This is a genomic window from Microvirga makkahensis (assembly GCF_009830105.1).
GTDB lineage: Bacteria > Pseudomonadota > Alphaproteobacteria > Rhizobiales > Beijerinckiaceae > Microvirga > Microvirga makkahensis.
Genome location: NZ_WURB01000023.1, coordinates 48,092 through 69,211 on the forward strand (window position 1 = coordinate 48,092; position 21,120 = coordinate 69,211).

General features: G+C 60.6%; 21 protein-coding genes and 2 pseudogenes. 20 read left to right on the top strand and 3 right to left on the bottom strand.

The genetic code is table 11. From position 1 onward, the window contains the following. Positions 1 to 97 precede the first annotated feature (97 nt). The 14 genes and pseudogenes from urtA to GR328_RS21265 all read left to right on the top strand — a co-directional run bounded on the left by urtA (position 98) and on the right by GR328_RS21265 (position 13,837). Positions 98 to 1,354, top strand: coding sequence for an urea ABC transporter substrate-binding protein (gene urtA, locus GR328_RS21200; RefSeq protein WP_160887384.1), 1,257 nt, complete (start codon positions 98 to 100; stop codon positions 1,352 to 1,354). A 61-nt stretch (positions 1,355 to 1,415) separates the two neighbouring features. After that, entirely contained in the window at positions 1,416 to 3,008 is a 1,593-nt protein-coding gene (gene urtB, locus GR328_RS21205; protein WP_160887386.1) for an urea ABC transporter permease subunit UrtB, read from the top strand. Next, entirely contained in the window at positions 3,005 to 4,141 is a 1,137-nt protein-coding gene (urtC, locus tag GR328_RS21210; RefSeq protein WP_160887388.1) for an urea ABC transporter permease subunit UrtC, read from the top strand. Before urtB ends, urtC begins: the two co-directional genes overlap by 4 nt. A gap of 3 nt (positions 4,142 to 4,144) precedes the next feature. Beyond that, complete coding sequence (gene urtD / locus GR328_RS21215) at positions 4,145 to 4,897, top strand: urea ABC transporter ATP-binding protein UrtD (protein WP_160887390.1); 753 nt, start codon at positions 4,145 to 4,147, stop codon at positions 4,895 to 4,897. A gap of 2 nt (positions 4,898 to 4,899) precedes the next feature. Further along, positions 4,900 to 5,595 carry an urea ABC transporter ATP-binding subunit UrtE gene (urtE, locus tag GR328_RS21220; RefSeq protein WP_160887432.1) on the top strand — a complete coding sequence of 232 codons (696 nt, stop codon included), beginning with the start codon at positions 4,900 to 4,902 and terminating at the stop codon, positions 5,593 to 5,595. Further along, positions 5,570 to 6,412, top strand: a complete 843-nt coding sequence (locus GR328_RS21225) for an urease accessory protein UreD (protein ID WP_160887392.1) — start codon at positions 5,570 to 5,572, stop codon at positions 6,410 to 6,412. Before urtE ends, GR328_RS21225 begins: the two co-directional genes overlap by 26 nt. Before the next feature lie 9 nt (positions 6,413 to 6,421). Next, positions 6,422 to 7,042, top strand: coding sequence for an urease subunit gamma (locus tag GR328_RS21230; protein ID WP_160887394.1), 621 nt, complete (start codon positions 6,422 to 6,424; stop codon positions 7,040 to 7,042). Further along, on the top strand, positions 7,042 to 8,769 hold the full coding sequence (gene ureC, locus GR328_RS21235; protein WP_160887396.1) for an urease subunit alpha: 1,728 nt from the start codon (positions 7,042 to 7,044) through the stop codon (positions 8,767 to 8,769). Before GR328_RS21230 ends, ureC begins: the two co-directional genes overlap by 1 nt. Positions 8,770 to 8,771: 2 nt before the next feature. Next, entirely contained in the window at positions 8,772 to 9,254 is a 483-nt protein-coding gene (locus GR328_RS21240; RefSeq protein ID WP_160887398.1) for an urease accessory protein UreE, read from the top strand. Continuing rightward, entirely contained in the window at positions 9,235 to 9,945 is a 711-nt protein-coding gene (locus tag GR328_RS21245; RefSeq protein WP_246216018.1) for an urease accessory protein UreF, read from the top strand. The genes GR328_RS21240 and GR328_RS21245 overlap by 20 nt, the downstream gene beginning before the upstream one ends. Beyond that, positions 9,942 to 10,565, top strand: coding sequence for an urease accessory protein UreG (gene ureG / locus GR328_RS21250; RefSeq protein ID WP_160887400.1), 624 nt, complete (start codon positions 9,942 to 9,944; stop codon positions 10,563 to 10,565). The genes GR328_RS21245 and ureG overlap by 4 nt, the downstream gene beginning before the upstream one ends. Before the next feature lie 48 nt (positions 10,566 to 10,613). Further along, entirely contained in the window at positions 10,614 to 11,150 is a 537-nt protein-coding gene (locus tag GR328_RS21255; RefSeq protein ID WP_281352045.1) for a HupE/UreJ family protein, read from the top strand. Positions 11,151 to 11,446: 296 nt separating this feature from the next. Then, positions 11,447 to 12,009: pseudogene (locus GR328_RS27650) on the top strand (IS3 family transposase); the annotation flags it as partial. A 790-nt stretch (positions 12,010 to 12,799) separates the two neighbouring features. Further along, positions 12,800 to 13,837 carry an acyltransferase family protein gene (locus GR328_RS21265; RefSeq protein WP_160887406.1) on the top strand — a complete coding sequence of 346 codons (1,038 nt, stop codon included), beginning with the start codon at positions 12,800 to 12,802 and terminating at the stop codon, positions 13,835 to 13,837. Between the two features lie 233 nt (positions 13,838 to 14,070). Here the strand turns inward: GR328_RS21265 and GR328_RS21270 are convergent, their stop codons facing one another. Next, entirely contained in the window at positions 14,071 to 14,286 is a 216-nt protein-coding gene (locus GR328_RS21270) for a hypothetical protein (RefSeq protein ID WP_160887408.1), read from the bottom strand. A gap of 804 nt (positions 14,287 to 15,090) precedes the next feature. Here GR328_RS21270 and GR328_RS21275 point away from each other — a divergent pair. From GR328_RS21275 to GR328_RS21300, 6 genes are all read left to right on the top strand, one after another. After that, positions 15,091 to 15,282, top strand: a complete 192-nt coding sequence (locus GR328_RS21275; RefSeq protein WP_160887410.1) for a hypothetical protein — start codon at positions 15,091 to 15,093, stop codon at positions 15,280 to 15,282. A 45-nt stretch (positions 15,283 to 15,327) separates the two neighbouring features. After that, complete coding sequence (locus GR328_RS21280; RefSeq protein WP_160887412.1) at positions 15,328 to 15,549, top strand: hypothetical protein; 222 nt, start codon at positions 15,328 to 15,330, stop codon at positions 15,547 to 15,549. 356 nt (positions 15,550 to 15,905) lie between these two features. Continuing rightward, complete coding sequence (locus tag GR328_RS21285; RefSeq protein ID WP_160887414.1) at positions 15,906 to 16,211, top strand: hypothetical protein; 306 nt, start codon at positions 15,906 to 15,908, stop codon at positions 16,209 to 16,211. Between the two features lie 85 nt (positions 16,212 to 16,296). Continuing rightward, positions 16,297 to 16,581, top strand: a complete 285-nt coding sequence (locus tag GR328_RS21290) for a hypothetical protein (RefSeq protein ID WP_160887416.1) — start codon at positions 16,297 to 16,299, stop codon at positions 16,579 to 16,581. Between the two features lie 999 nt (positions 16,582 to 17,580). Then, positions 17,581 to 18,729, top strand: coding sequence for a plasmid replication protein RepC (gene repC / locus GR328_RS21295; RefSeq protein ID WP_160887418.1), 1,149 nt, complete (start codon positions 17,581 to 17,583; stop codon positions 18,727 to 18,729). 183 nt (positions 18,730 to 18,912) lie between these two features. Continuing rightward, complete coding sequence (locus GR328_RS21300) at positions 18,913 to 19,452, top strand: ATP-binding protein (protein WP_160887420.1); 540 nt, start codon at positions 18,913 to 18,915, stop codon at positions 19,450 to 19,452. Positions 19,453 to 20,203: 751 nt separating this feature from the next. Here the strand turns inward: GR328_RS21300 and GR328_RS28365 are convergent. Next, positions 20,204 to 20,758, bottom strand: a complete 555-nt coding sequence (locus tag GR328_RS28365) for a hypothetical protein (RefSeq protein ID WP_425487063.1) — start codon at positions 20,756 to 20,758, stop codon at positions 20,204 to 20,206. A gap of 3 nt (positions 20,759 to 20,761) precedes the next feature. After that, positions 20,762 to 20,845: pseudogene (locus GR328_RS28635) on the bottom strand (hypothetical protein); the annotation flags it as partial. Positions 20,846 to 21,120: the final 275 nt, after the last annotated feature.

The window sequence follows — 21,120 nt, forward strand, 5'->3', positions numbered from 1 at the left end:
GCATGCTTCTTGCATAGTGGTTCCTCGCTGCACCTGAACCAGGGCAAGCAAGGGAGAAGGACCTATGTCAATATTCGACATAACGCGCAGAAACCTGATGACGTTGGCAGCAGCGGCATTGGTTTCGAGCGCCACGGCGCAGGCCGCACGAGCAGAGGAAACGATCAAGGTAGGGGTTCTCCACTCATTGTCGGGCACGATGGCGATCAGCGAAACGACGCTCAAGGACGTCATGCTGATGCTCTTGGAGGAGCAGAACAAGAAAGGCGGACTGCTCGGCAAGAAGCTTGAGGCGGTCGTCGTCGATCCGGCGTCCAACTGGCCGCTCTTCGCCGAGAAGGCCCGCGAGCTCATCAGCCAGCACAAAGTTTCCGTCGTCTTCGGCGCCTGGACATCCGTCTCTCGCAAGTCGGTGCTGCCTGTCTTCAAGGAACTCAACAGCATTCTGTTCTATCCGGTCCAGTATGAGGGCGAGGAGAGTGAGCGGAACGTATTCTACACAGGCGCTGCCCCTAACCAGCAGGCCATTCCGGCTGTCGACTACCTGGCCAAGGAGGAGAAGGTCGAGCGCTGGGTTCTGGCTGGAACGGACTACGTCTATCCGCGCACGACCAACAAAATCCTTGAGGCTTATCTGAAGTCCAAAGGCGTGAAGGCCGAGGACATCATGATCAGCTACACGCCGTTCGGACATTCCGACTGGCAGACCATCGTCGCCGATATCAAGAAGTTCGGCTCGGCGGGCAAGAAGACGGCCGTCGTCTCCACGATCAACGGCGACGCCAACGTGCCGTTCTACAAGGAACTCGCCAACCAGGGCGTGAAAGCCACCGATATTCCGGTCGTCGCCTTCTCGGTCGGTGAAGAGGAACTCGCAGGCATCGACACGAAGCCCCTCGTTGGGCACCTCGCGGCCTGGAACTATTTCCAATCGGTCGAGACGCCCGAGAACAAGGCCTTCATCGAAAAATGGAAGGCTTTCACCAAGAATGAGAAGCGCGTCTCTAACGATCCGATGGAAGCGCATGTGATCGGCTTCAACATGTGGGTGAAGGCCGTCGAGAAGGCCGGCACAACCGATCCCGACAAGGTGATCGATGCGATCGTCGGCATCAAGGTCCCGAACCTCACCGGCGGCGTTTCGGAGATGCTCCCGAACCACCACATCACCAAGCCGGTGCTGATCGGCGAGATCAAGGAAGACGGACAATTCGATACCGTCTGGCAAACCGATGGACTTGTGGCGGGCGATGCCTGGTCGAAGCACCTCGAAGGCTCGAAAGACCTGATCGCCGATTGGCAGACCCTCAAGTGCGGCAACTACAACACCGTGACGAAGAAGTGCGGTTCCTGACCCTTTGAAGATGAGGGCGGCGGTTGCCGCCCTCGCTGCCCCTCCTTTCAAAGTTCATTTCATGTTTTGCTTGCGCAACGTCCTGCACGCATTCGTCCTTCTGCTCGGCATGGCCTCTGCTGCCCTGGCGGGACCATATGAGGAGGCGCTGCTCAAATTCACCAATGACAGCTATGCGGATACGGACGCCGCAATCGGTTCCGTCGCGCGCAGCGGCAATCCCCTGTCCCTGGATGTCATCGAGGCCCTGCGCGATGAGCGGCTCCTCATTGGATCCGGGCAAGTCTTTATTCGTCGGACTTCCGGAGAGCTCATCAATGCGGCCACAGGTCAGGCATGGGGAAATCAGGTTGGCGAGATGAAGCCGGTTCGAGTCAACAACCGGGTGCGCCGCGCCATCGAGGCTGCACTCGGCGGCCTGACATTGCTCAGCTCCGATGCCGCAAGGCGACTGGAGGCTGCTCGCGCCGTATTCCGCTCACGGGATGAGGCAGCGCTGCCGACGCTGGAGAAAGCCATCGCACAGGAGAGCCTGCCCCATGTCAGGGATGCCCTGGAGAGCGCCCGCGCTGCCATTCTTCTGATCAGGCCGGATGCCCCGCCCATGCAGAAGCTCGCCTCCATCGAAACGCTGCGGATTCGAGGTGATCAGGAGGCGCTCGCCCTGCTGTCAAACCTTCCGTCAAACGCGCCGTCCGAAGTCGTGGCGGCTGCAGGAAAAGCGGCCGACGGCATCAGGACCCACCTCGCGTTCTGGGAGGCGTTCCAGAGCGTCTGGTACGGCATCTCCCTCGGCTCCGTCCTGCTTTTGGCGGCTATCGGTCTTGCCATCACCTTCGGCACGATGGGTGTCATCAACATGGCCCACGGCGAGATGGTGATGCTGGGGGCCTATACCACGTTCATGGTGCAGGAACTCATCCGCACCTATGCGCCCGGTCTGTTCGAGGCATCGCTGCTGATCGCGCTGCCGCTCGCCTTTCTGGTTGCGGGCTTGGTCGGTGTTATCCTCGAGAGGACGGTGATCCGCTTTCTCTACGGACGTCCTCTGGAAACGCTGCTCGCGACATGGGGGGTTTCCCTCATCTTGCAACAGGGTGTGCGCACGATCTTCGGCCCCACCAACCGGGAGGTCGGTACGCCGGCCTGGATGAGCGGAGCACTCGACATCGGGGCGATGAGCCTGACCTACAATCGCATCGCCATCGTGGTCTTCGCTTTCTCGGTCTTCGCAAGCCTTCTCCTCGTGCTGCGATACACGTCGCTGGGGCTCTATGTGCGGGCCGTCACGCAGAACCGGCGTATGGCAGGCTCCATGGGTATCCGGACCAGCCGCATCGACGCGCTGGCCTTCGGGCTCGGATCAGGTGTGGCGGGCATTGCCGGCGTCGCGCTCTCCCAGATCGACAATGTCAGCCCCAACCTGGGGCAGGGCTATATCATCGACAGCTTCATGGTGGTCGTGTTCGGCGGGGTCGGAAACCTGTGGGGCACGCTGGTGGGCGCGATGACGCTGGGCATCGCGAACAAGCTGCTTGAGCCCTATGCGGGCGCGGTCCTCGGCAAGATCGCGCTGCTTATCGCCATCATCGTCTTCATCCAAAGGCGTCCGCGCGGTCTGTTCGCGCTCAAAGGCAGGGCGGTCGAAGCATGAGAACTCAACCCCTGTTCGACCGGCAGACAACTCTCGTTCTGTCGCTCCTGACCATTGCGGCCATCCTGGTGCCGGCCATGAACGGACTGGTTCCGCGCGGATCGGCGCTGCACCTTTCGGATCACCTCGTGCCGCTGCTCGGAAAGTATGTCTGCCTCGCCCTTCTGGCGCTCTCTGTCGATCTGATCTGGGGCTTCTGCGGCATTCTCTCTCTCGGACACGGGGCATTTTTCGCTCTGGGCGGCTATGCCATGGGCATGTATCTCATGCGGCAGATCGGGGCGCGAGGCGTCTATGCCGATCCAGTTCTTCCCGACTTCATGGTGTTCCTGAACTGGAAGGAGCTGCCCTGGTTCTGGCATGGGTTCGAATGGTTCCCCTTTGCTGCGCTGATGGTGCTTCTGGTGCCCGGAGCGCTCGCCCTCGTCTTCGGCTGGTTTGCTTTCCGGTCGCGGGTCACGGGCGTGTATTTCTCCATCATCACTCAGGCCATGACCTTCGCACTGATGCTGGCCTTCTTCCGCAATGACATGGGATTGGGCGGCAATAACGGGCTGACCGACTTCAAGGAACTCCTCGGATTTCCAGTCCAGGCAGGCTCGACGCGGATCGTGCTGTTCGTGCTCTCGGTCCTCGCGCTTGCGTGCGGCTATCTTCTGTGCCGGTGGGCTGTGGGTTCAACGTTCGGCAAGGTGCTCGTGGCTGTACGCGATGCGGAGAGCCGCACGCGGTTTCTGGGATATCGGGTCGAGCACTACAAGCTTGCCGTATTTACCTTGTCCGCCATGCTGGCGGGTGTCGCCGGCGCGCTCTACGTGCCCCAAGTCGGCATCATCAACCCGAGCGAGTTCGCTCCAGCGAACTCCATTGAGGTGGTGATCTGGGTCGCGGTCGGCGGACGAGGAACGCTCGCGGGAGCCATTCTCGGCGCGCTGCTGGTCAATGCGGGCAAAACCTGGTTCACGGCTGCGCTGCCGGAATTCTGGCTGTTTGCCCTGGGCGGCCTCTTCGTCTTTGTCACGCTCTTCATGCCCCGGGGGATGATCGGTGCCGCCGGAGATCTCTGGGAGCGTTCCAGCCAAAGGCTGCGAGCAGGCCGCTCGCCCGAGCCAGCCACCCATGCGGCGGAGTGAGCCATGACCGTACCGGTTACGCCGACCCTGCTTTATCTCGACAACGTCACCGTCTCATTCGATGGCTTCCGCGCGTTGAACGCCCTGTCGCTTGCGATCGATCACGCGGAGATGCGCGCCATCATCGGCCCTAATGGCGCCGGCAAGACGACCATGATGGACGTGATCACCGGGAAGACGCAGCCCAATGAGGGCACGGCTCTGTTCGAGGGTACCCACGATCTCACCGCTCTCGACGAGACGGCCATCGCGGAACTCGGCATCGGGCGCAAGTTTCAGACCCCGACCGTTTTCGAGCTGCACACGGTCGAGGACAACCTGCTCCTCGCGTTGAAGAACAAGCGCGGCCCCCTCGCGACCCTGCTCTCGCGCCGGACGAACCGGGAGCAGGAGAGAATCGACTCTCTCCTGGAGCGGGTTCGCCTCCCGGCTCAGCGTCATCGCAGGGCGGGTGAGCTGTCCCACGGACAGAAGCAATGGCTCGAGATCGGGATGCTGCTGGCGCAGGAGCCCAAGCTCCTTCTGATCGATGAGCCTGCCGCCGGCATGACGGACCAGGAAACCGCCGACACCGCAGACCTTCTTCGCGACATCGCCAAGTCCAAGGGAGTGATCGTGGTCGAGCACGACATGTCCTTCGTGCGCGCTCTCGGCGCCAAGGTCACGTGTCTGCACGAGGGATCCGTGCTGGCCGAGGGGTCGCTCGATGCGGTGAGTGCGAACGAGCGCGTGGTGGAGGTTTATCTGGGTCGATGACGATGCTTGCGGTGGAAAACCTGTCTCTCCATTACGGCGCGGCCCAGGCCTTGCGCGGCGTTTCCGTCGCTGCAAACGTAGGAGAGGTTACATGCGTGCTCGGACGCAACGGCGTGGGCAAGACATCGCTGCTCCGGGCCATAGCAGGTCATCGGCCGATCTCCGGCGGCAGCATTCTCTACGAGGGGCAGAACATTGCACGGCTGAAGCCCTTCGAGCGCGCGGCACGAGGCATCGCCTATGTGCCCCAAGGACGGGAAATCTTTCCGCTCCTGACGGTGAAGGAGAACCTCGAGACGGGCTTCGCGCCCCTCAAACGCGGTTCACGACAGATCCCCGAGGAGGTGTTCGAGCTTTTCCCGGTGCTCAAGTCCATGCTGGGGCGGCGGGGCGGTGACCTGTCGGGCGGGCAGCAGCAGCAGCTCGCCATCGGACGGGCGCTGGTGATGCGCCCACGGCTCCTGGTGCTCGATGAACCGACCGAAGGCATTCAGCCATCGATCATCAAGGACATTGGCCGCGCCATCGCTTACCTGCGCGATCGCAAGGACATGGCGATCCTGCTCGTTGAGCAGTATTTCGACTTCGCTCGTGATCTGGCAGACCACTTCGTGGTCATGGAGCGCGGCGAGATCGTTCAGCATGGCGACCGTGCAGCGCTGGAGGGGGACGATGTTCGTCAACGCCTTGCCATTTGACGGCGCTCCCGCGCTGCGCCAGCGGGCTGCTGGTCGTGTTTCGTTCGCTGCAGCCGCCCTCGACGGGCGGACCCGGCCGATGCGCATCGAGGAAAGCGGTTCCATGCGTATCCGCCTCCCGAAGGGAGAGGGTGCGGGGCTCGACGCGGTGCTCGTCAACACGGCAGGGGGAATCGCCTGTGGAGACCGGTTCTCAGTGGAGGTCGAGGCGCAGGCGGAAGCGTCCGTGACGGTTTCGACACCTGCTGCGGAGAAGGTTTACCGCTCGGACGGGCCGGTTTCCAATCTGTCGGTGAAGCTCACCGCAGGAGCGGGGGGGCGGCTCGAATGGCTTCCGCAGGAAACGATCCTGTTCGACAATGCAAGGCTCGACCGGAAGCTCGAGGCAGCCATGGCCGCGGATGCGAGCCTCACCCTGCTCGAGGCGGTCGTCTTCGGGCGTGAGGCGAGGGCGGAGCACGTCGTTGACGGTCTGTTCATCGATCGCTGGCGCATCCGCCGCGGATCGCGCCTCGTCTACGCTGACACATTGTGGCTCGACGGGCCTATCGCCGATCTGCTGCGGAAGCCGAGTATCGGCAACGGCGCACGTGCCTTCGCCACCTTGATTCACGCGGCGCCGGATGCCGAGGCCCGACTGGAGTCGGTGCGCGAACAGCTATCCCCCGGGCATTGCTGCGACGCGGCGGCGAGCGCATGGAACGGCCTTCTCGCCGTGCGCTTTTGTGCTGTCACCATCGAGGCGCTGCGCGCTGCAATCTGCCCGTTTCTCGTCACCTTTCGCGCCGAGCCACTGCCTCGTGTCTGGCTCAGCTAGGATTCCGGAATGCAACTGACACCTCGTGAGAAAGACAAACTGCTGATCGCCATGGCTGCCATGGTGGCGCGCCGCCGTTTGGAGCGTGGCGTGAAGCTCAATCACCCGGAGGCAATCGCCCTCATCACCGATACGGTTGTGGAGGGGGCGCGCGACGGGCGCTCCGTTGCCGAGCTGATGGAAGCAGGGGCGCATGTTGTCACCGTCGATCAGGTAATGGAGGGCGTGGCCGAGATGATCCACGATGTCCAGGTGGAGGCCACATTTCCCGACGGTACCAAGCTCGTCACCGTGCATCATCCGATCCGAGGCGCAGCCTCCCAGGATGTACCGGGTGAGGTCATGGCACAGGATGGCGAGATCGTCTTCAACGAGGGCGCGGAGCGGATTGTGCTGACGATAGCGAATACAGGCGACCGTCCTATCCAAGTCGGAAGCCATTACCACTTCTTCGAGGCCAATCCGGCTCTGTCTTTCGAGCGCGAGAAGGCGCGCGGCATGCGTCTCGATATTGCGCCCGGCACGGCGGTGCGGTTCGAGCCCGGCTCCACGCGCGAGGTTGTTCTGGTGCCCTTGTCAGGCAAACGAGAGGTGTACGGTTTCCGCCAGGGCGTGATGGGGGCACTCTGATGACGAATGGAAGAAAGCCTGCCTCGCTCCCGCGCGCGGCTTATGCCGACATGTTCGGCCCCACCAGGGGCGACAGGATCAGGCTCGCCGATACATCTCTCGTCATCGAGGTCGAGAAGGACTTCACGACCTATGGCGAGGAAGTGAAGTTCGGGGGCGGCAAGGTCATTCGCGACGGGATGGGACAGGGACAGACGACTCGTGCCGGAGGCGCGGTCGACACCGTCATCACCAATGCGGTCATTCTCGATCACTGGGGTATTGTGAAGGGTGATATCGGCGTCAAGGGCGGGCGAATCACCGGGATCGGCAAGGCCGGCAACCCCGATGTGCAGCCGAATGTCGATATCATCATCGGCCCGGGCACGGAGATCATCGCCGGCGAAGGCAAGATCGTCACGGCGGGCGGCTTCGACTCGCACATCCACTTCATCTGTCCGCAGCAGATCGAAGAGGCGCTGATGTCAGGCATCACGACGATGCTCGGCGGCGGCACGGGGCCGGCCACCGGCACTTTCGCCACTACCTGCACGCCGGGGCCTTGGCACATAGCCCGCATGATCGAAGCCGCGGACGCCTTTCCCATGAATCTCGCCTTCACGGGCAAGGGCAACGCCTCACAGCCCGGCGCGCTTGAGGAAATGATCGAGGCGGGCGCCTGCGCCCTCAAGCTGCACGAAGATTGGGGCACCACGCCCGCGGCCATCGATTGCTGCCTCTCGGTGGCCGATGCCTACGACGTGCAGGTGATGATCCACACCGACACGCTCAACGAGTCCGGATTCGTGGAGGATACGATTGCAGCCTTCAAGGGGCGCACGATCCACGCCTTCCACACGGAAGGGGCGGGCGGTGGTCACGCTCCGGACATCATCAAGGTGGCCGGGCTCCCCAACGTGCTGCCGTCATCCACGAATCCCACGCGCCCGTATACGGTCAACACCATCGACGAGCATCTCGACATGCTCATGGTCTGCCACCATCTGGATCCGTCGATCCCCGAGGATCTGGCTTTCGCCGAGAGCCGCATCCGCAAGGAGACCATCGCGGCTGAGGATATCCTTCACGACATCGGCGCGCTCTCTATGATGTCATCCGACAGCCAAGCCATGGGCCGCGTCGGCGAGGTCATCATCCGCACCTGGCAGACAGCCCATAAGATGAGAACGCAGCGCGGGCCGCTGCCCGGCGAGACCGGCAACAACGACAACCTGCGTGTTCGGCGCTATGTGGCGAAATACACGATCAACCCTGCGATTGCCCATGGAGTGTCCCGGCATATCGGCTCTGTCGAAGCCGGAAAGCTCGCCGATCTTGTGGTCTGGACGCCGGCCTTCTTCGGCGTGAAGCCCGATCTCGTCATCAAGGGCGGCGCCATCGCGGCGGCCCTCATGGGCGACCCGAACGCCTCGATCCCGACACCGCAGCCGGTGCATTACCGTCCCATGTTCGGAGCCTACGGTCGAGCGCTGGCGGCAACCTCGCTCACCTTCGTGTCCAAGGCGGCTGTCGAGAATGGACTTGCAGGCAGGCTTGGAGTCCAGAAGCCCCTCGTCGCCGTCGAGAACGTTCGCGGCGGCATCGGCAAGAAGGACATGGTGCTGAACAGCGCTACGCCGGTCATCGAGGTAGACCCAGAGACCTATGACGTTCGCGCCGACGGCGAACTGCTGGTCTGCGAGCCAGCCGAAGTTCTTCCCATGGCACAAAGATACTTCCTGTTCTGATCATGATCCGCGCCACATCCATCATTCGCCGCGAAGCCGTCGAGACCGACCGCATCGTCGACATCATCACCCTCGACCACGGTGACCGCCACCGCCGCCGGATCATGCTGAACGCCGATGGCGGAACCACGTTCCTCCTCGACCTCGACAGGGCCGACGTACTGGAGGACGGAGACGCCATACGTCTCGACAGCGGCTGGCTCGTGGAGGTAAAGGCGGCCCCCGAAAGACTGATAGAAGTCTCCACGCCGGACTCCCTGAATCTGCTCACCCTGGCCTGGCACATCGGCAATCGGCATGTGCCTGCGGAGATTGCCAGGGAGGCGATCTACATCGCCTACGATCACGTGTTGCTCGACATGCTGCAGGGTCTCGGAGCCAGGACGGAGATCGTCGAGCGTCCGTTCCGCCCGGTGCGCGGGGCTTACCATCAGCACGGGCACGGCGGTCATCACGGTCACCATCATGGCCGTGGCCATGGATGAGGCGCTCCCACCGCAGGCCGTGGAGAAAGGCCAGGGCATCCTGCCGCTGTTCGCCTGGCTGTCTCCGTCCTACCCGGTCGGCTGCTATGCGTATTCCCACACGCTGGAATGGGCGGTCGAAGCAGGGGACGTGGCGGACAAGGAGGCGCTCGTTGCATGGTTGAGGGACCAGATGACGCTCGGCTTCGGCCGCAACGACGCGATTCTGCTGAGCCATGCCTACCGGGCCGTGGAGGCAGGCCATGAAGCCGCGCTCGTGAATGTCAACGAACTCGCGCTCGCGTTCTCCCCCTCCGCCGAGTTGTACCTCGAGACGAGCCAGCAGGGGCGCAGCTTCCTTGACGCGACCCTCGCCGCTTGGCCCGCTCCAGGTTTGCTCGATTTAGACGGCGATGTGGCATTTCCCGTTGCCATGGGCATGGCGGCTGCGGCGCATCGCGTTCCTCTGCCGCTCACTCTGAACGCCTACCTCTTCGGGCTTGTGCAAACGCTCGTCTCGGCAGCGATCCGGCTCGCGCCGATCGGGCAGACGGCCGGCATCCGGGTCTGCAGCACCTTGGCGCCGACGGTGCAGGAGGTTGCCAAGCAGGCTATCGGCTTGTCTCTCGACGATATCGGCAGCGCGACATTCCGGGCCGATCTCGGCTCCTTTCATCATGAAAATCAATATACGAGGCTTTTCCGCTCATGAAATCCCAGACAGGACCTCTTCGCGTTGGCATTGGTGGGCCGGTCGGCTCAGGCAAGACCGCCTTGATGGAGGCGCTCTGCAAGACCTTCCGCGAGCGCTACGACATCTGTGCCATCACCAACGACATCTACACCAAGGAGGATGCCCGTCTCCTGACGGTGGCGGGTGCCCTTCCGGTGGAGCGTATCATGGGCGTGGAGACTGGCGGTTGCCCACACACAGCGATTCGGGAGGACGCTTCGATCAATCTCGCGGCCATCTCAACCATGCGCAAACGCTTTCCGGTGCTCGACATTGTGCTGGTAGAGTCCGGCGGCGACAATCTGGCCGCAACCTTCTCGCCCGAACTTGCGGATTTGACGATCTATGTCATCGACGTGGCAGGAGGCGAGAAGATCCCACGCAAGGGCGGACCCGGCATTACCCGATCGGACCTTCTGGTGGTGAACAAAATCGACCTTGCGCCCTACGTGGGCGCGGATCTCGCTATCATGGAGGAGGACACGAAGCGCATGCGCGGCCAGCGCCCCTATGTCTTCAGCAACATCCGTGGCGGTGTCGGCGTCAACGTCATCGCGCAATTCATCGAACGAGCCGGCGGCCTTGCCGCAGGCGCCTGAGAGGAGCATCTCATGAGATTGAAGCATTCCCTTCTTGTTCTTCCCATGATGGGGGCGGCCATGCCGGCCGCTGCCCATACGGGCAGTCATGCCGCTTCAGGTTTAGTCGGTGGTTTTGCACATCCCTTCGGTGGTCTTGATCACATCCTGGCCATGATAGCGGTCGGCCTATTCGCCGCCGTGCTCGGTGGGCGGGCTCTCTGGGCTGTTCCGGCGACCTTCGCCTCCATGATGCTCGTCGGCGGCGTCATGGGCTTCATGGGCATTGAAATTCCTGCCGTCGAGGCGGGCATTGCTCTTTCAGTGGTTTTCTTCGGCGCAGTTCTGGCTGCCAGGATCCGCTGCCGCATCTCCATAGCCGTGATACCGACCGGAATGTTTGCCATCTTCCATGGCTACGCCCATGGAGCTGAGATGCCGATGGAAGCCGCAGCAGCCCTCTATTGTTTCGGCTTTGTCTCGGCGACCGTTCTTTTGCATGGGGCAGGCCTCGCATTAGGTACTGTCTTTAGTCACCGCCAGATGATTCACCTCTGGGCGGGTGCGGGCATCAGCATTGCAGGCGTCGTTCTGTCGCTGAGTTGAGGTTGGCGACCAGGAGCAGCGGGCATATCAATCCCGTCACTATCAATCGGCACGGGTAGTATGAGAAACCTCGACGCAGAGCTGTACCGCTGTGTCGGAAGGTCTGCTGCTGGCACGGAGCAGAAGTAAGCCGAACTTCCGCTCCGAGGTCGAATGCAGTCGTTCCGGCCCGGGGCTTTCAGTCAAGTTTCGGAAAGAATTTTGGTACGCAAAGCTGGTGCAAAGCGGGTTGACCTGACCGGGTGGAATTGGACCAGGTTGATTGAGAGGATTGACCTGGAACCGAGAAGCTCAAGATGCCGAGGGAAAGGTTCAGTTCGGAGCAGATCATCACGAAGCTGCGCCGGATTGAGGTGCGACTGATCCAAGGCAAGAGCATCACGCTCGCCTGCAAGGAGGGCGCCATCTCGTAGCAGAGCTACTTTCGCTGATGCAAGGAATACGGAGGCTTGCAGATCGAGCAGACCAAGCGCCTGAAGGAGCGGGAGAACGCTCGCTTGCGCCGGCTCGTCGCTTACCTCTCTCTGGAGAAGAAAATTCTCAAGGACATCTCTCAGGGAAACTTGTAAGCCCCGAGCGGCGCCGGCGGGCGGTGAGCCGCATCCGGGAGAAGTGCGGCCTCTCGGAGCGCCACGCCTGCCGCATCGTCAACCAACTGCGGGAAGCACAGCGCTATGTGCCCACTCTTCGGGCTGGCGAGGAGGCGCTGACCCAAGCCAACATCGCGCTCGTCTCGCAGTATAGCCGCTACGGCTATCGGCGGATCACCGCCCTGCGGCAGCGGATCGGCTGGAAGGTGGGACGGGATCGGGTGCAGCGCATCTGGCGTCGCGAGGTGCTCGAGGTTCCGAAGATGTACTCATGCGACCTTACGGGTGAGCGCTCGACGAAGCGGTTCATGAACTGGCGTCCTAACCTACCAGATGGGGTCTGGGCTGGAGGAGGCGGAACGGGCCTCAAGATTGGCGGCCAGCCTCCAGCCGAGAGGGTGTCGCCATGCCTCGCGACCGGCAGCGCCTGACACCCGGGAGCGGACCCAAGTTGAAATTGGCGACGCTCATCCCGAGTGGCTTGAGCAAGCCCGGTGCCCACATCCAATGCGTACTCACCTATGGCTCAGGCGAGATGATCCGAGCCCACATCAGATTGCACGATTGTGGCGGACAACCGGGGTTGTTGTTCCAAGGATGCTGGCAGACATGCTCTGGTCTCTTCCGTCAGGCACTTCGGCGGACTGCAGTGGTATGCAGTCCGCCCAAAACCACGCGGTGGGTTCGGGTGCTGCATCGCCCCCTCGGGGCCAGGTTCTTCGCTGGCCGTCACCCTTGGGCCGCAGGGCTGCTTATGCCTCGCAGTTCCTCGATCCCATCGGGCGGGCATGGCGGACGAAGGCAAAGGTCAAAGCGGCTCTGCTCGGAGATGAGGACCCGGATGCGTGGGATCTGCCCCCAAGCGCAAGGGAATGCGGTGGACCACTCACGACAAATGGGCGGCTCTCTACGATGCCGCTGAGGAGAGGATCGATTTCCGTTGTATGCTCGCTCTTGCCCGTTTGATGGGGCGCGGCTAGTCAAGAAGCCTCGAGTTGAGAAATGAGCCGCCAAGGCCTTTGGGTGCGCATTCTTTAGAAGGGCGACGACGGGGTTTACATGAACCAGATGCTGAGGGGGCAGCGGCATTTGCCGCTCGATTTCTTGCGTGGTCTAGCCGCCTTTGGCATTGCCGTGTACCACTATCTTATATGGACTAAGGTTACGAGGATAGATAGCCTTGGGCGCTTTGGCGTCTATACGTTCTTTATATTATCCGCCCTCACGATGAGCATGGTCTATACCGGGCAGTTCTCCAAAGGACTTACCGCGTCAAAGTTGAGGGCATTCTACCGAAACCGGTTTGCTCGAATTGTCCCGCTTCTCTGCGCAGTCGCAGTCATCAACTTCGTACGGAGCCTGGGCTTCTCTGACCAGATTCTCGGTGGTCTCGTTAAGGCATTTCTGACGGGCACTACCTTGTTTTCACTGCAATTGCCCGGCTACCTGTCAAACTCAACGGGAGCTTGGTCGCTCGGAATTGAGATGGTGTTTTATGCCGTATTTCCGGTCATTATTATTCTGGCGAAGACTAGCCGGACTAAAGAGTTGGTAGCTGGCCTTCTCATCCTGCTGGCCGGCCAGCAAGCACTACTGCTTCTTCTGTCGAATGAGTTCCAGAACGATGCGCGCTCACACTGGAGATACTTCTCTACACCCTTGATGTTCGCACCATTCTTTGCAATCGGACTTCTGATATATTTTAGGCCGCTCCCGAACCTGAGAGGAAGTTTCTGGATTGGAGTTGGCCTTTTCAGTGCTGCGATGGCCTCATCGCTGTTTTTGACAGCTGCTGTTGTACATTCCCCATTGTACTTTTTATCCTTGACCGCGGCTTGCGGCGTAAGTGTTGCTCTCCTGTATCAATCTGAAGTCCCGCATGCCTTGAGTAAAGTATCGGTATTCATCGGCAATATTAGCTATTCACTGTATTTGACGCATACCTTCGCGTTTCGTATCAGCTCCCCCGTAGCAAAGACGATGGGGCTTTCTGCACCGCTGTCGTTTGCCGTCTTCCTATTATTTGCATCTGCTTTGGCCTATCTATCATTTCGCCTTTTCGAGATGCCAGCACGAAACTATCTGCGAGCAAAATGAGCATCTTGGGAGCAAATTGTTCGCACAAACGTTCCCGCTAAGACGAGCGACCCCCACCTCCGGCCTTTAAGAATGCGTTTACCTTTCGGGCGCAGCCTCTTCCTGTGCCTTGGCGGCACGGCTGTTCCCTCGATGGCCGCCCGGGCGGCCCACTTGGAGCGCCAGCAGAATGGGCGCTCTTTCTTTGCGGGACTAGCACCAGGCGACGGCCCGGCAGAGGCGCGGGAGAGCCTTTAGCCCTCGCAGCGGGGCCGGATTAGCGGCTGCGCCTGATTGGCCAGCCAGCGCGGGCGCATGCTGACGACCCAGTGGCGAACCGAGGCTTTGGCGCCAGACAGGCCCGTCTCACAATCTACGAGCTTGGGAGCCCTGGACCGGTCGTAGTGAAAGAGGTCGTCCTCGGCACGATGGCGAGCGGTCCCTCTGTAGGTAGCATTCTGCGGGTTCATGAGCGTTCCCCTGTTCTTTGGGTCTAGAGAACGGCGGAGCATTTGCAGAGTTCCCTCGAAGTAGTCCCGGGAGCAAACTCCGAGGGAGCTCACGCTCGCAATGGCAGCAATACGAATCGTAGCAATTTCCACTCTCGTGCCGACGCGGTGCCGGTACGGACTTCGAAAGACAAAAAAGCTCCAGCAGGTGAGCAATTTTCTTCAAACGTATCAATACGGCGCCCCTGGCCGGGGCAAGTCTATACGGGAATCTCAAGCACTTACGTCGAGTGGGACAGTTGGAACATGCCATATGTTCCCAAGACAATTTGCCTCGATTGTCCCACCTCCAAGAGCGCCCGAAATTACCCAATGAAAACCGCCGCCCCGGCTGGACCCCGGAACGGCGGCGGAAATCGCAAGGCAGAAGCTCACGAGAAGCCTCGACAAATACAACGCCGTACAGAGGCTCGGCTGGCAGGACTGATCCCGACCTGGTCCAACGATCATCGCTGCCTCCAAGGTTGGGAGATCGGGCGATGAGCAGCCGTCTCCCTTGGTTCAGATGCCGCCCCGCTCCGCTTCTTGCCGAAATCGCCGGCTTGGGACCTGACGAGGAATTCATTGACCTCGTGGTACGCCTGCGCATCTTTGAGACGGGTGGGCCCATAGATGAAACGAGCCACTCCCTCTCACGCTGCACTGGCCTGCGTGAGAATAAGGTCGTCGCAGCGGTCGATGCATTGATCACAGCCGGAAAGCTCAAGCGGCTTGCCGACCGGCGCTTGGACAGCGCTTCCACTCATAACGAGCTTGCTTGGACGTATGAGCGGCAGCACGAACAATAAGGCTGGAAGAGCAAGTGCCAAGAAACGCGCCCAAATCCGCTCTGAAGAATGTGAATTGGAACGAAGCGAAGAAGCTCAATACATCCAACAAAAGGGCTCAACGCCCGTTGAACGCCCGAGCGACCACAAAGAAGCAGATACAGAGAAAGAAAAGAAGAAGAATGATTGATCGCTCTCCGTTCGGCATAGCCCGCCCCTTAGAGGAGGGCGGGCTATGCCGAACTCCCGCCTGGACCGCCGCACGGGCCGCCGGGATCCAGCTCATGCCACCACTCCAACGGCGGCGGTGTTCGTCAGCGAGGGCACTCCGGCCTTCACGGCATGGCATCGGGCTATCGGCCCAAGGCATGTCCGCCACGACTCACGTCGGCTCTACAGGTCGCTGGTGCCGGACGGAATGGCCATGCGATCCGCTCATCGCCTGGGAGCAGGCTAAGGGCCTGTTCTTGGATCTTCCGCCAGAGGATCAGGACCACTGCTCCCGCCTGGCCAATCGCTATCTCGGCTTCTGACGTCGCACCGATAGCCCAGTCGCAAGTCCCTCTCAATGGATTGAGGGGAGGGGCTGGACGGGCTTCGTCGAAACTGAGCGCCGTGCCGCCCGGCAGCTCAAGGCGAAGAGAGCGCCGGCTTGAATCGTCGAAGGGACGTCGGCCTGGATCGCTTGGAAGCGACATGGCGAGAGCCTGGGGCGGAGCAGGCCAAACCCAGAGAGCATCCGGTCCGAGCGCGGGTACGGCTGGTGGGCTTCGAACATCTTTCCGCCGAATGCCAAGCCCCGGCACTCGCGTCATGCGCGAAATCGATCGTGACAAAATGAGGTCAGGCGAACGCAAAGAAATCGAAGGGAAATCAAACAATTCCATTCTCGACCGCGGCTACGGCAAGCCGCGCCAGCTCAAGCCGGAACCGATTTCAACGGCAGCCAAAGCTGAACTCGATGCCGAGGCGGCGGCCAAGGCGCATGCCGAGTTCATGCAGCTCCCTGACGAGATGCTTTTGGATTTCACCGACAAAGAAACAGAAGAGCAGCGACCGAGCGAGCGCTCGGCCGGAGCCGATCCTCTGCCTCAGTGGACGATTGGGTGGGAGGGTTAGGAGCAGGGCTCCTGTTCGAACGAAGGAAACCGCAACCAATGCAAGGAAGAGAGATATGCGTGTGGAACTGTAATGCTGTGGTGAAATGAAGACCACGAACAACCGATCCGATGCTGGCCAGCCTCCTGCGCTCATCCTCGACAAGGGCGCTGATGGAAGCATCACCCGGCCGCAGGTACAGCCGATCTGTGGCATCGAAGGCACCGATTTCGGTCACTATCACTGCTGCCATGGTGAGAAGATCGATGGGGCCGTCCGGATGGTTTCCCAAGGCGAGCACCGGTACCTCATCACGTATGAGGACGGCGCTGCCACTTGGGATATCGATGACTGGAATGATGCCAGACTCGAAGTTGACGGTCCGGCCTGATGTCTCTGCGAGAGGCATTTGCAAGCTAACTTAGAATGAAATTGGAGGGCGTGCATTGCTCGCCCTCTTCTTTGCCTTGATGCCTGATGGAACAGCTTCAAAAGGTAAGCGGTACGTCTCTCCCTCCTCACCACCGGTGAAGCCCGCTGCGGACAGCACCGAGGAGCGCCTCGGTCTTTCTGACATCTGCTTGGGGCGTCAAAGCGGACGCTCGCGAAGGGCAGGGAACCTCGGTCTCTGGCCGACAGTGCTGACCTGACCCACCGTTGCTCTTCAGGCATTGAATTGCCCGCGTCTAATCGTTCAAAGACCTGGGCGCCAATGTAAGACAATCGCCTGACACCGAGTTATAATTTCGAGATAAGCGTGTATTTTCCAGCGCAGCGAGATTAGAAGCTCACTTCATTCCTGCTGCCGGTAGTAATCCTGAATAATACCGAGTTCACATGAATCGTGCGTCGCAGATGAGTTTTTGCTTGACTTATCAATTCTAAGTCGCGGGTCCGCAAAGAATCAACGCTTTCAACAAATCTGTGGCCAGCCTTAACCAATTCTTACAGATCGACTCCACCCGTAACACCGAATCGGACATCTCTAGGGAAGTCACGAGACAATGGAGATTGCGCCGCCGGCACATCGCGTGCCGCGGTCGTCAGCGCTCACGAGAAGCCTGTCACTGAGCGGGTTTTCGGGAGCCGGATGTGCTTACCTTTTGATGCGGATGGTGCGGGTTCGACATCGTCGCAACACGCACCAGAGCATGTCGATCTGCGATCCCATGGTCCCGCAACGCTCTTCGAGCAGGAGACGACAAAAGTGAACTGAGGCTAGGCAAAGCAAAAGGCCCACGAAGCTGGAAACTTCGAGGGCCTTTTAGGTCACCGAGGGACGGCGACGGATCTGTTTGGCGACAATCCTTATGCCACTCCGACAAGCTGTATGTCAACAACATCGGTTTCGGTGAACGCTCCCGCTTTGCCCTCACATTGGAGGGATGCGATGCAGCTTGCATCGTCTGGAGGTCGGCGGCTGAGACATGCTGCTTTGGCCGCGAGGAAGTTTACGCTCGAGGCTGGGCGCGCGGTCACACGCAAGGAACTCTCGGCCTCTGCCCGCGAGGCCGAGAAGGCGCTCGGATTGAGTGCTCCGCAGCGTCTGGTGCTCGGCCAGTTGGTTGCGTGCTGGGGTGAACTGGCGATGGATCGTCTGCTCGTCTGGCCCTCCAATCAGCGCCTGATGTCGACAACTGGCCTGTCGGAGCGGGCTGTGCGTAACGCCGTTCGTGCGCTGATCGAATGCCAGCTGGTGATCCCCAAGGACTCACCGAACGGCAAACGCTATGCTGTACGGAATGCGGCCGGCACCATCGTGGATGCCTTCGGCTTTGACCTAACACCACTTTACGCCCGTCGCGGGGAATGGACCGCGGTCGTTGCCGAGCAGAAGCGCCTCAGGGACCACCTCAAACGATCCTTTGACGAGATCACGATCTCCCGCCGTGCCACCGAGGAGGCTCTGAACGCACTCGCTCAGCATTACCCAGCTGTTGATCGCGACCAGATCGAGAGGGGCCTCGCCCTGCTGAAAACCCGCACTCCCAAGCGTTCCGGGTCGCCCCTTCCGGAGGGGCTGCTCGAAGCATGGAAAGAGCTACAGCAACTCGCCGAGGAAGCCTTCTATCAGGCGGGCTGTGGCGGCACGGAATGCCGACAAATAGAAGCAGAGAAAGGATCTCCTAGTGAGACTTGTGACAAGGGCATTCGAGTTGATGCTCCGCCTGCCGATCCAATCCGATCACCGTCGAAGCCGCTGCTGCCGGCTTTGATCGCTGAGGCCTGTCCAGTGGTTTCCAATTGTGCTCATCCCATCAGGGACGTCGTCGACGTTGTTGCGGCAGGTCGTTTCTTGCGAGCGTCTCTCGGAGCTCACCCGAGCGCGTGGAACGAGGCTGTCGAGGAAATTGGAGCAATCCAAGCTGCAACTGCGGTTATCTATGTCCTGCAGCTCTACGATGATGATGTTTCTAGTGGTCGAAACCGCATCAGGAATGCTGGCGGCTACTTCCGATCCGTTATGCGGATGATCAAGGCTGGTCGGTTTGATCTTGAAGGCGAGTTGCTGGCCTTGAGGAGGCGCAGAATGGTTTGAGGTTTTGAGGTCTCGCAATCTGTGCCTGTGAGCGCAGTGCGCGTGCTGCGTTTGGTATTGGTCTGTTCAGCTGGAAAGGTCTCAATTTTTCCTAAGTCCGGACTTTCCCTGATGAACTCACCGTTCGGCCCTGCATCCATAAAGGGGATTATCGGGATTGCGCGGTGTGTTATAGGGGAGCACATGACCAACCTTGAAGGTGAAGTTCTCATTCTGACCGGACCACCGGGATCAGGGAAAACAACGACGGCACAGGCCCTCGCCAGAGAGCTAGGGTCCGCTAAGGTGCACCTTCGTGCCGACGACTTTTGGCATTTCATCAAGAACGGTGCGGTCGCACCTTATCTGCCTGAAGCTCACACGCAGAACACAGTGGTGGTCGACGTTCTGGCAAAGGCCGCAGAGGGATATGCCAAGGGCGGTTATTTCGTTGTGGTGGATGGGATCATTGGCCCCTGGTTCTTGGAGCCGTTCAGGGCCCTATCTGTGCCCCTTCACTACATTGTCCTCCGCCCATTGCTTGATGTTGCCATCCGGCGGTGCCGCGAGCGCGGCGGCGATACGCTGACCGATCCGGTGCCCATTACAGCGCTCTATCAGCAGCTTTCTTCGCTTGGAGAGCTTGATCGGCATGCGCTTCGAACAGAGGGACACAGTCCGCAGGATACGTTGAACGAGGTGATCAGGGCCGTGCACAGTGGCGCGTTTCGCTTACTGTCGTGAGACCATAGTCAGGTCCTGCGGACGCAAAGTCTGACAGTAGATTTGATGCCAGGCCAGTTCCATAAACGGCCTTCCGCGAAATCCTTAGCGTAAGCCGTCGACGGATAAAGCACTCGACGGCCTCCACGCACGAAAGGTCTCAAAAGGGCACGGAGCAGAAGTAACCCGAACTTCCGCTCCGAGGTCGAATGCGGTCGTTCGAGCCAAGCACTGTAGGCAAGTTGCGGAAGCGACTTTTGTACACAAAGCTGGTCCGATGGCGGATTTGACACTCGCCCTGTCTCATTGACTTTTCTAGTATACTGCGCCCATTGGTTCTCCTCCCTCGGCTCGGATTTCCGGCGATGCAGCAAGGGCTTACTTGGCTCTGATCCAGAGCCTTGCGCCAGAAAATGAGGCACAGGCTGCGCTGGCTGTCGACGCCGCGTGCCTTCATGCGGCGGCCACGAATGTCCTGGATAGGCTCGGATCAGGTGGAGGTGATCGTCGCCTCGTGATGCTGGCGACGGCAGCGGCACGCCTAGAGCGGGGGTTTCACAGTGCGCTTGAAACCTGTTATCGGATTAAGCGCGGAAATACCCAAGTAATCCGAGTCGAGAAGATCGAGGTGCAGGCTGGCGGGCAAGCACTCGTTGGAAGCCTGCAGCATTCCTGACATGTATGTCAGTGCGTCAGCGTAAAGCGGACCTTCCAAAAGGTTCGCTTTTTGGCTGCTCGTGACCCTGAGTGGACCATTGCGTGACGCTGCATTTCATAACGCCCGGTTATCAGAATTTGCGTTCTGAGAAGTACATGGCCGCACGGCGCTGGCGATAGCTGTCGTCGTGTTGGCTGTCGAGTCCTGACCGATGGCGACATCGCCCGCATTGTTCGCGACGGAGCCGAAGCCGATGGCAACTGAGCCCGCCCCGATGGAATTGGCTGTCGGGCTGACTGCCACGCTGTTCAGCCTACTTGCGCTCGAGTCCGCGATGGTCGAATTGGCATGGAAGTACTTAACGCCGCCGCCCGTGCTGATGTTGTTCACGGTTGTCGCGAGGCCGTTAACCGCCGCATTGGTCGCGTAGAGCTGTGAACCGTTGATGGCGTCTGTCGAGCTCGCGGCAATCCGTCCCGCCGCCATATTGGTGATCGTCCGCTCTCCGCCTGCGTAGCCCACACTGACCGCGCTGGTCGGCTCGGTTCCGGCAAAGGTGTAGGGACTGCCATTGATGGTCACGCCGCTCGTGCCTACGGCGGCGGCCGTGGTCGATCCGTTGCCGATCGCGACGGCATCCTCGGCGTCGGCGACAGTACTGGTGTCCATCGCGATCGCGTTGAGGGCCGAGGCATTCGCCTGCGGCCCGACGGCCACCGAATTCACGCCGCTCGCGACGGCATCGCGGCCGAATGCGGATGCAAGGCCGCCGTCGCCCGCGTGTTCTGGCCCACTGCTGTTGAACCGAGTCCGGTCGCAGCGGAACCGACGCCGATGGAGGCCGAATTCTGACCTGAAGCATTGGCGTCAGTTTGAGCGCCAGCACTTTGCGGCAGATATCGGAGTGGATCAGCGGTTCGTCCTCGCCATGAATGGGCGAGGTGAGTCCGAAAACGAACCGGGCGAACATGTGGTCTATTTCAGCGCTCGATAGCTGCGTAGCAAACCGCCGCTCCAAGGTCTGCCAAGCG

Bases quoted from the DNA above. Each gene is read 5' to 3' on its own strand.
- urtA (WP_160887384.1), top strand. From the start codon at position 98: ATGACGTTGGCAGCAGCGGCATTGGTTTCGAGCGCCACGGCGCAGGCC.
- urtB (WP_160887386.1), top strand. From the start codon at position 1,416: ATGTTTTGCTTGCGCAACGTCCTGCACGCATTCGTCCTTCTGCTCGGC.
- urtC (WP_160887388.1), top strand. From the start codon at position 3,005: ATGAGAACTCAACCCCTGTTCGACCGGCAGACAACTCTCGTTCTGTCG.
- urtD (WP_160887390.1), top strand. From the start codon at position 4,145: ATGACCGTACCGGTTACGCCGACCCTGCTTTATCTCGACAACGTCACC.
- urtE (WP_160887432.1), top strand. From the start codon at position 4,900: ATGCTTGCGGTGGAAAACCTGTCTCTCCATTACGGCGCGGCCCAGGCC.
- GR328_RS21225 (WP_160887392.1), top strand. From the start codon at position 5,570: ATGTTCGTCAACGCCTTGCCATTTGACGGCGCTCCCGCGCTGCGCCAG.
- GR328_RS21230 (WP_160887394.1), top strand. From the start codon at position 6,422: ATGCAACTGACACCTCGTGAGAAAGACAAACTGCTGATCGCCATGGCT.
- ureC (WP_160887396.1), top strand. From the start codon at position 7,042: ATGACGAATGGAAGAAAGCCTGCCTCGCTCCCGCGCGCGGCTTATGCC.
- GR328_RS21240 (WP_160887398.1), top strand. From the start codon at position 8,772: ATGATCCGCGCCACATCCATCATTCGCCGCGAAGCCGTCGAGACCGAC.
- GR328_RS21245 (WP_246216018.1), top strand. From the start codon at position 9,235: ATGGCCGTGGCCATGGATGAGGCGCTCCCACCGCAGGCCGTGGAGAAA.
- ureG (WP_160887400.1), top strand. From the start codon at position 9,942: ATGAAATCCCAGACAGGACCTCTTCGCGTTGGCATTGGTGGGCCGGTC.
- GR328_RS21255 (WP_281352045.1), top strand. From the start codon at position 10,614: ATGGGGGCGGCCATGCCGGCCGCTGCCCATACGGGCAGTCATGCCGCT.
- GR328_RS21265 (WP_160887406.1), top strand. From the start codon at position 12,800: ATGAACCAGATGCTGAGGGGGCAGCGGCATTTGCCGCTCGATTTCTTG.
- GR328_RS21270 (WP_160887408.1), bottom strand. From the start codon at position 14,286: ATGAACCCGCAGAATGCTACCTACAGAGGGACCGCTCGCCATCGTGCC.
- GR328_RS21275 (WP_160887410.1), top strand. From the start codon at position 15,091: ATGAGCGGCAGCACGAACAATAAGGCTGGAAGAGCAAGTGCCAAGAAA.
- GR328_RS21280 (WP_160887412.1), top strand. From the start codon at position 15,328: ATGCCGAACTCCCGCCTGGACCGCCGCACGGGCCGCCGGGATCCAGCT.
- GR328_RS21285 (WP_160887414.1), top strand. From the start codon at position 15,906: ATGCGCGAAATCGATCGTGACAAAATGAGGTCAGGCGAACGCAAAGAA.
- GR328_RS21290 (WP_160887416.1), top strand. From the start codon at position 16,297: ATGAAGACCACGAACAACCGATCCGATGCTGGCCAGCCTCCTGCGCTC.
- repC (WP_160887418.1), top strand. From the start codon at position 17,581: ATGCAGCTTGCATCGTCTGGAGGTCGGCGGCTGAGACATGCTGCTTTG.
- GR328_RS21300 (WP_160887420.1), top strand. From the start codon at position 18,913: ATGACCAACCTTGAAGGTGAAGTTCTCATTCTGACCGGACCACCGGGA.
- GR328_RS28365 (WP_425487063.1), bottom strand. From the start codon at position 20,758: ATGGACACCAGTACTGTCGCCGACGCCGAGGATGCCGTCGCGATCGGC.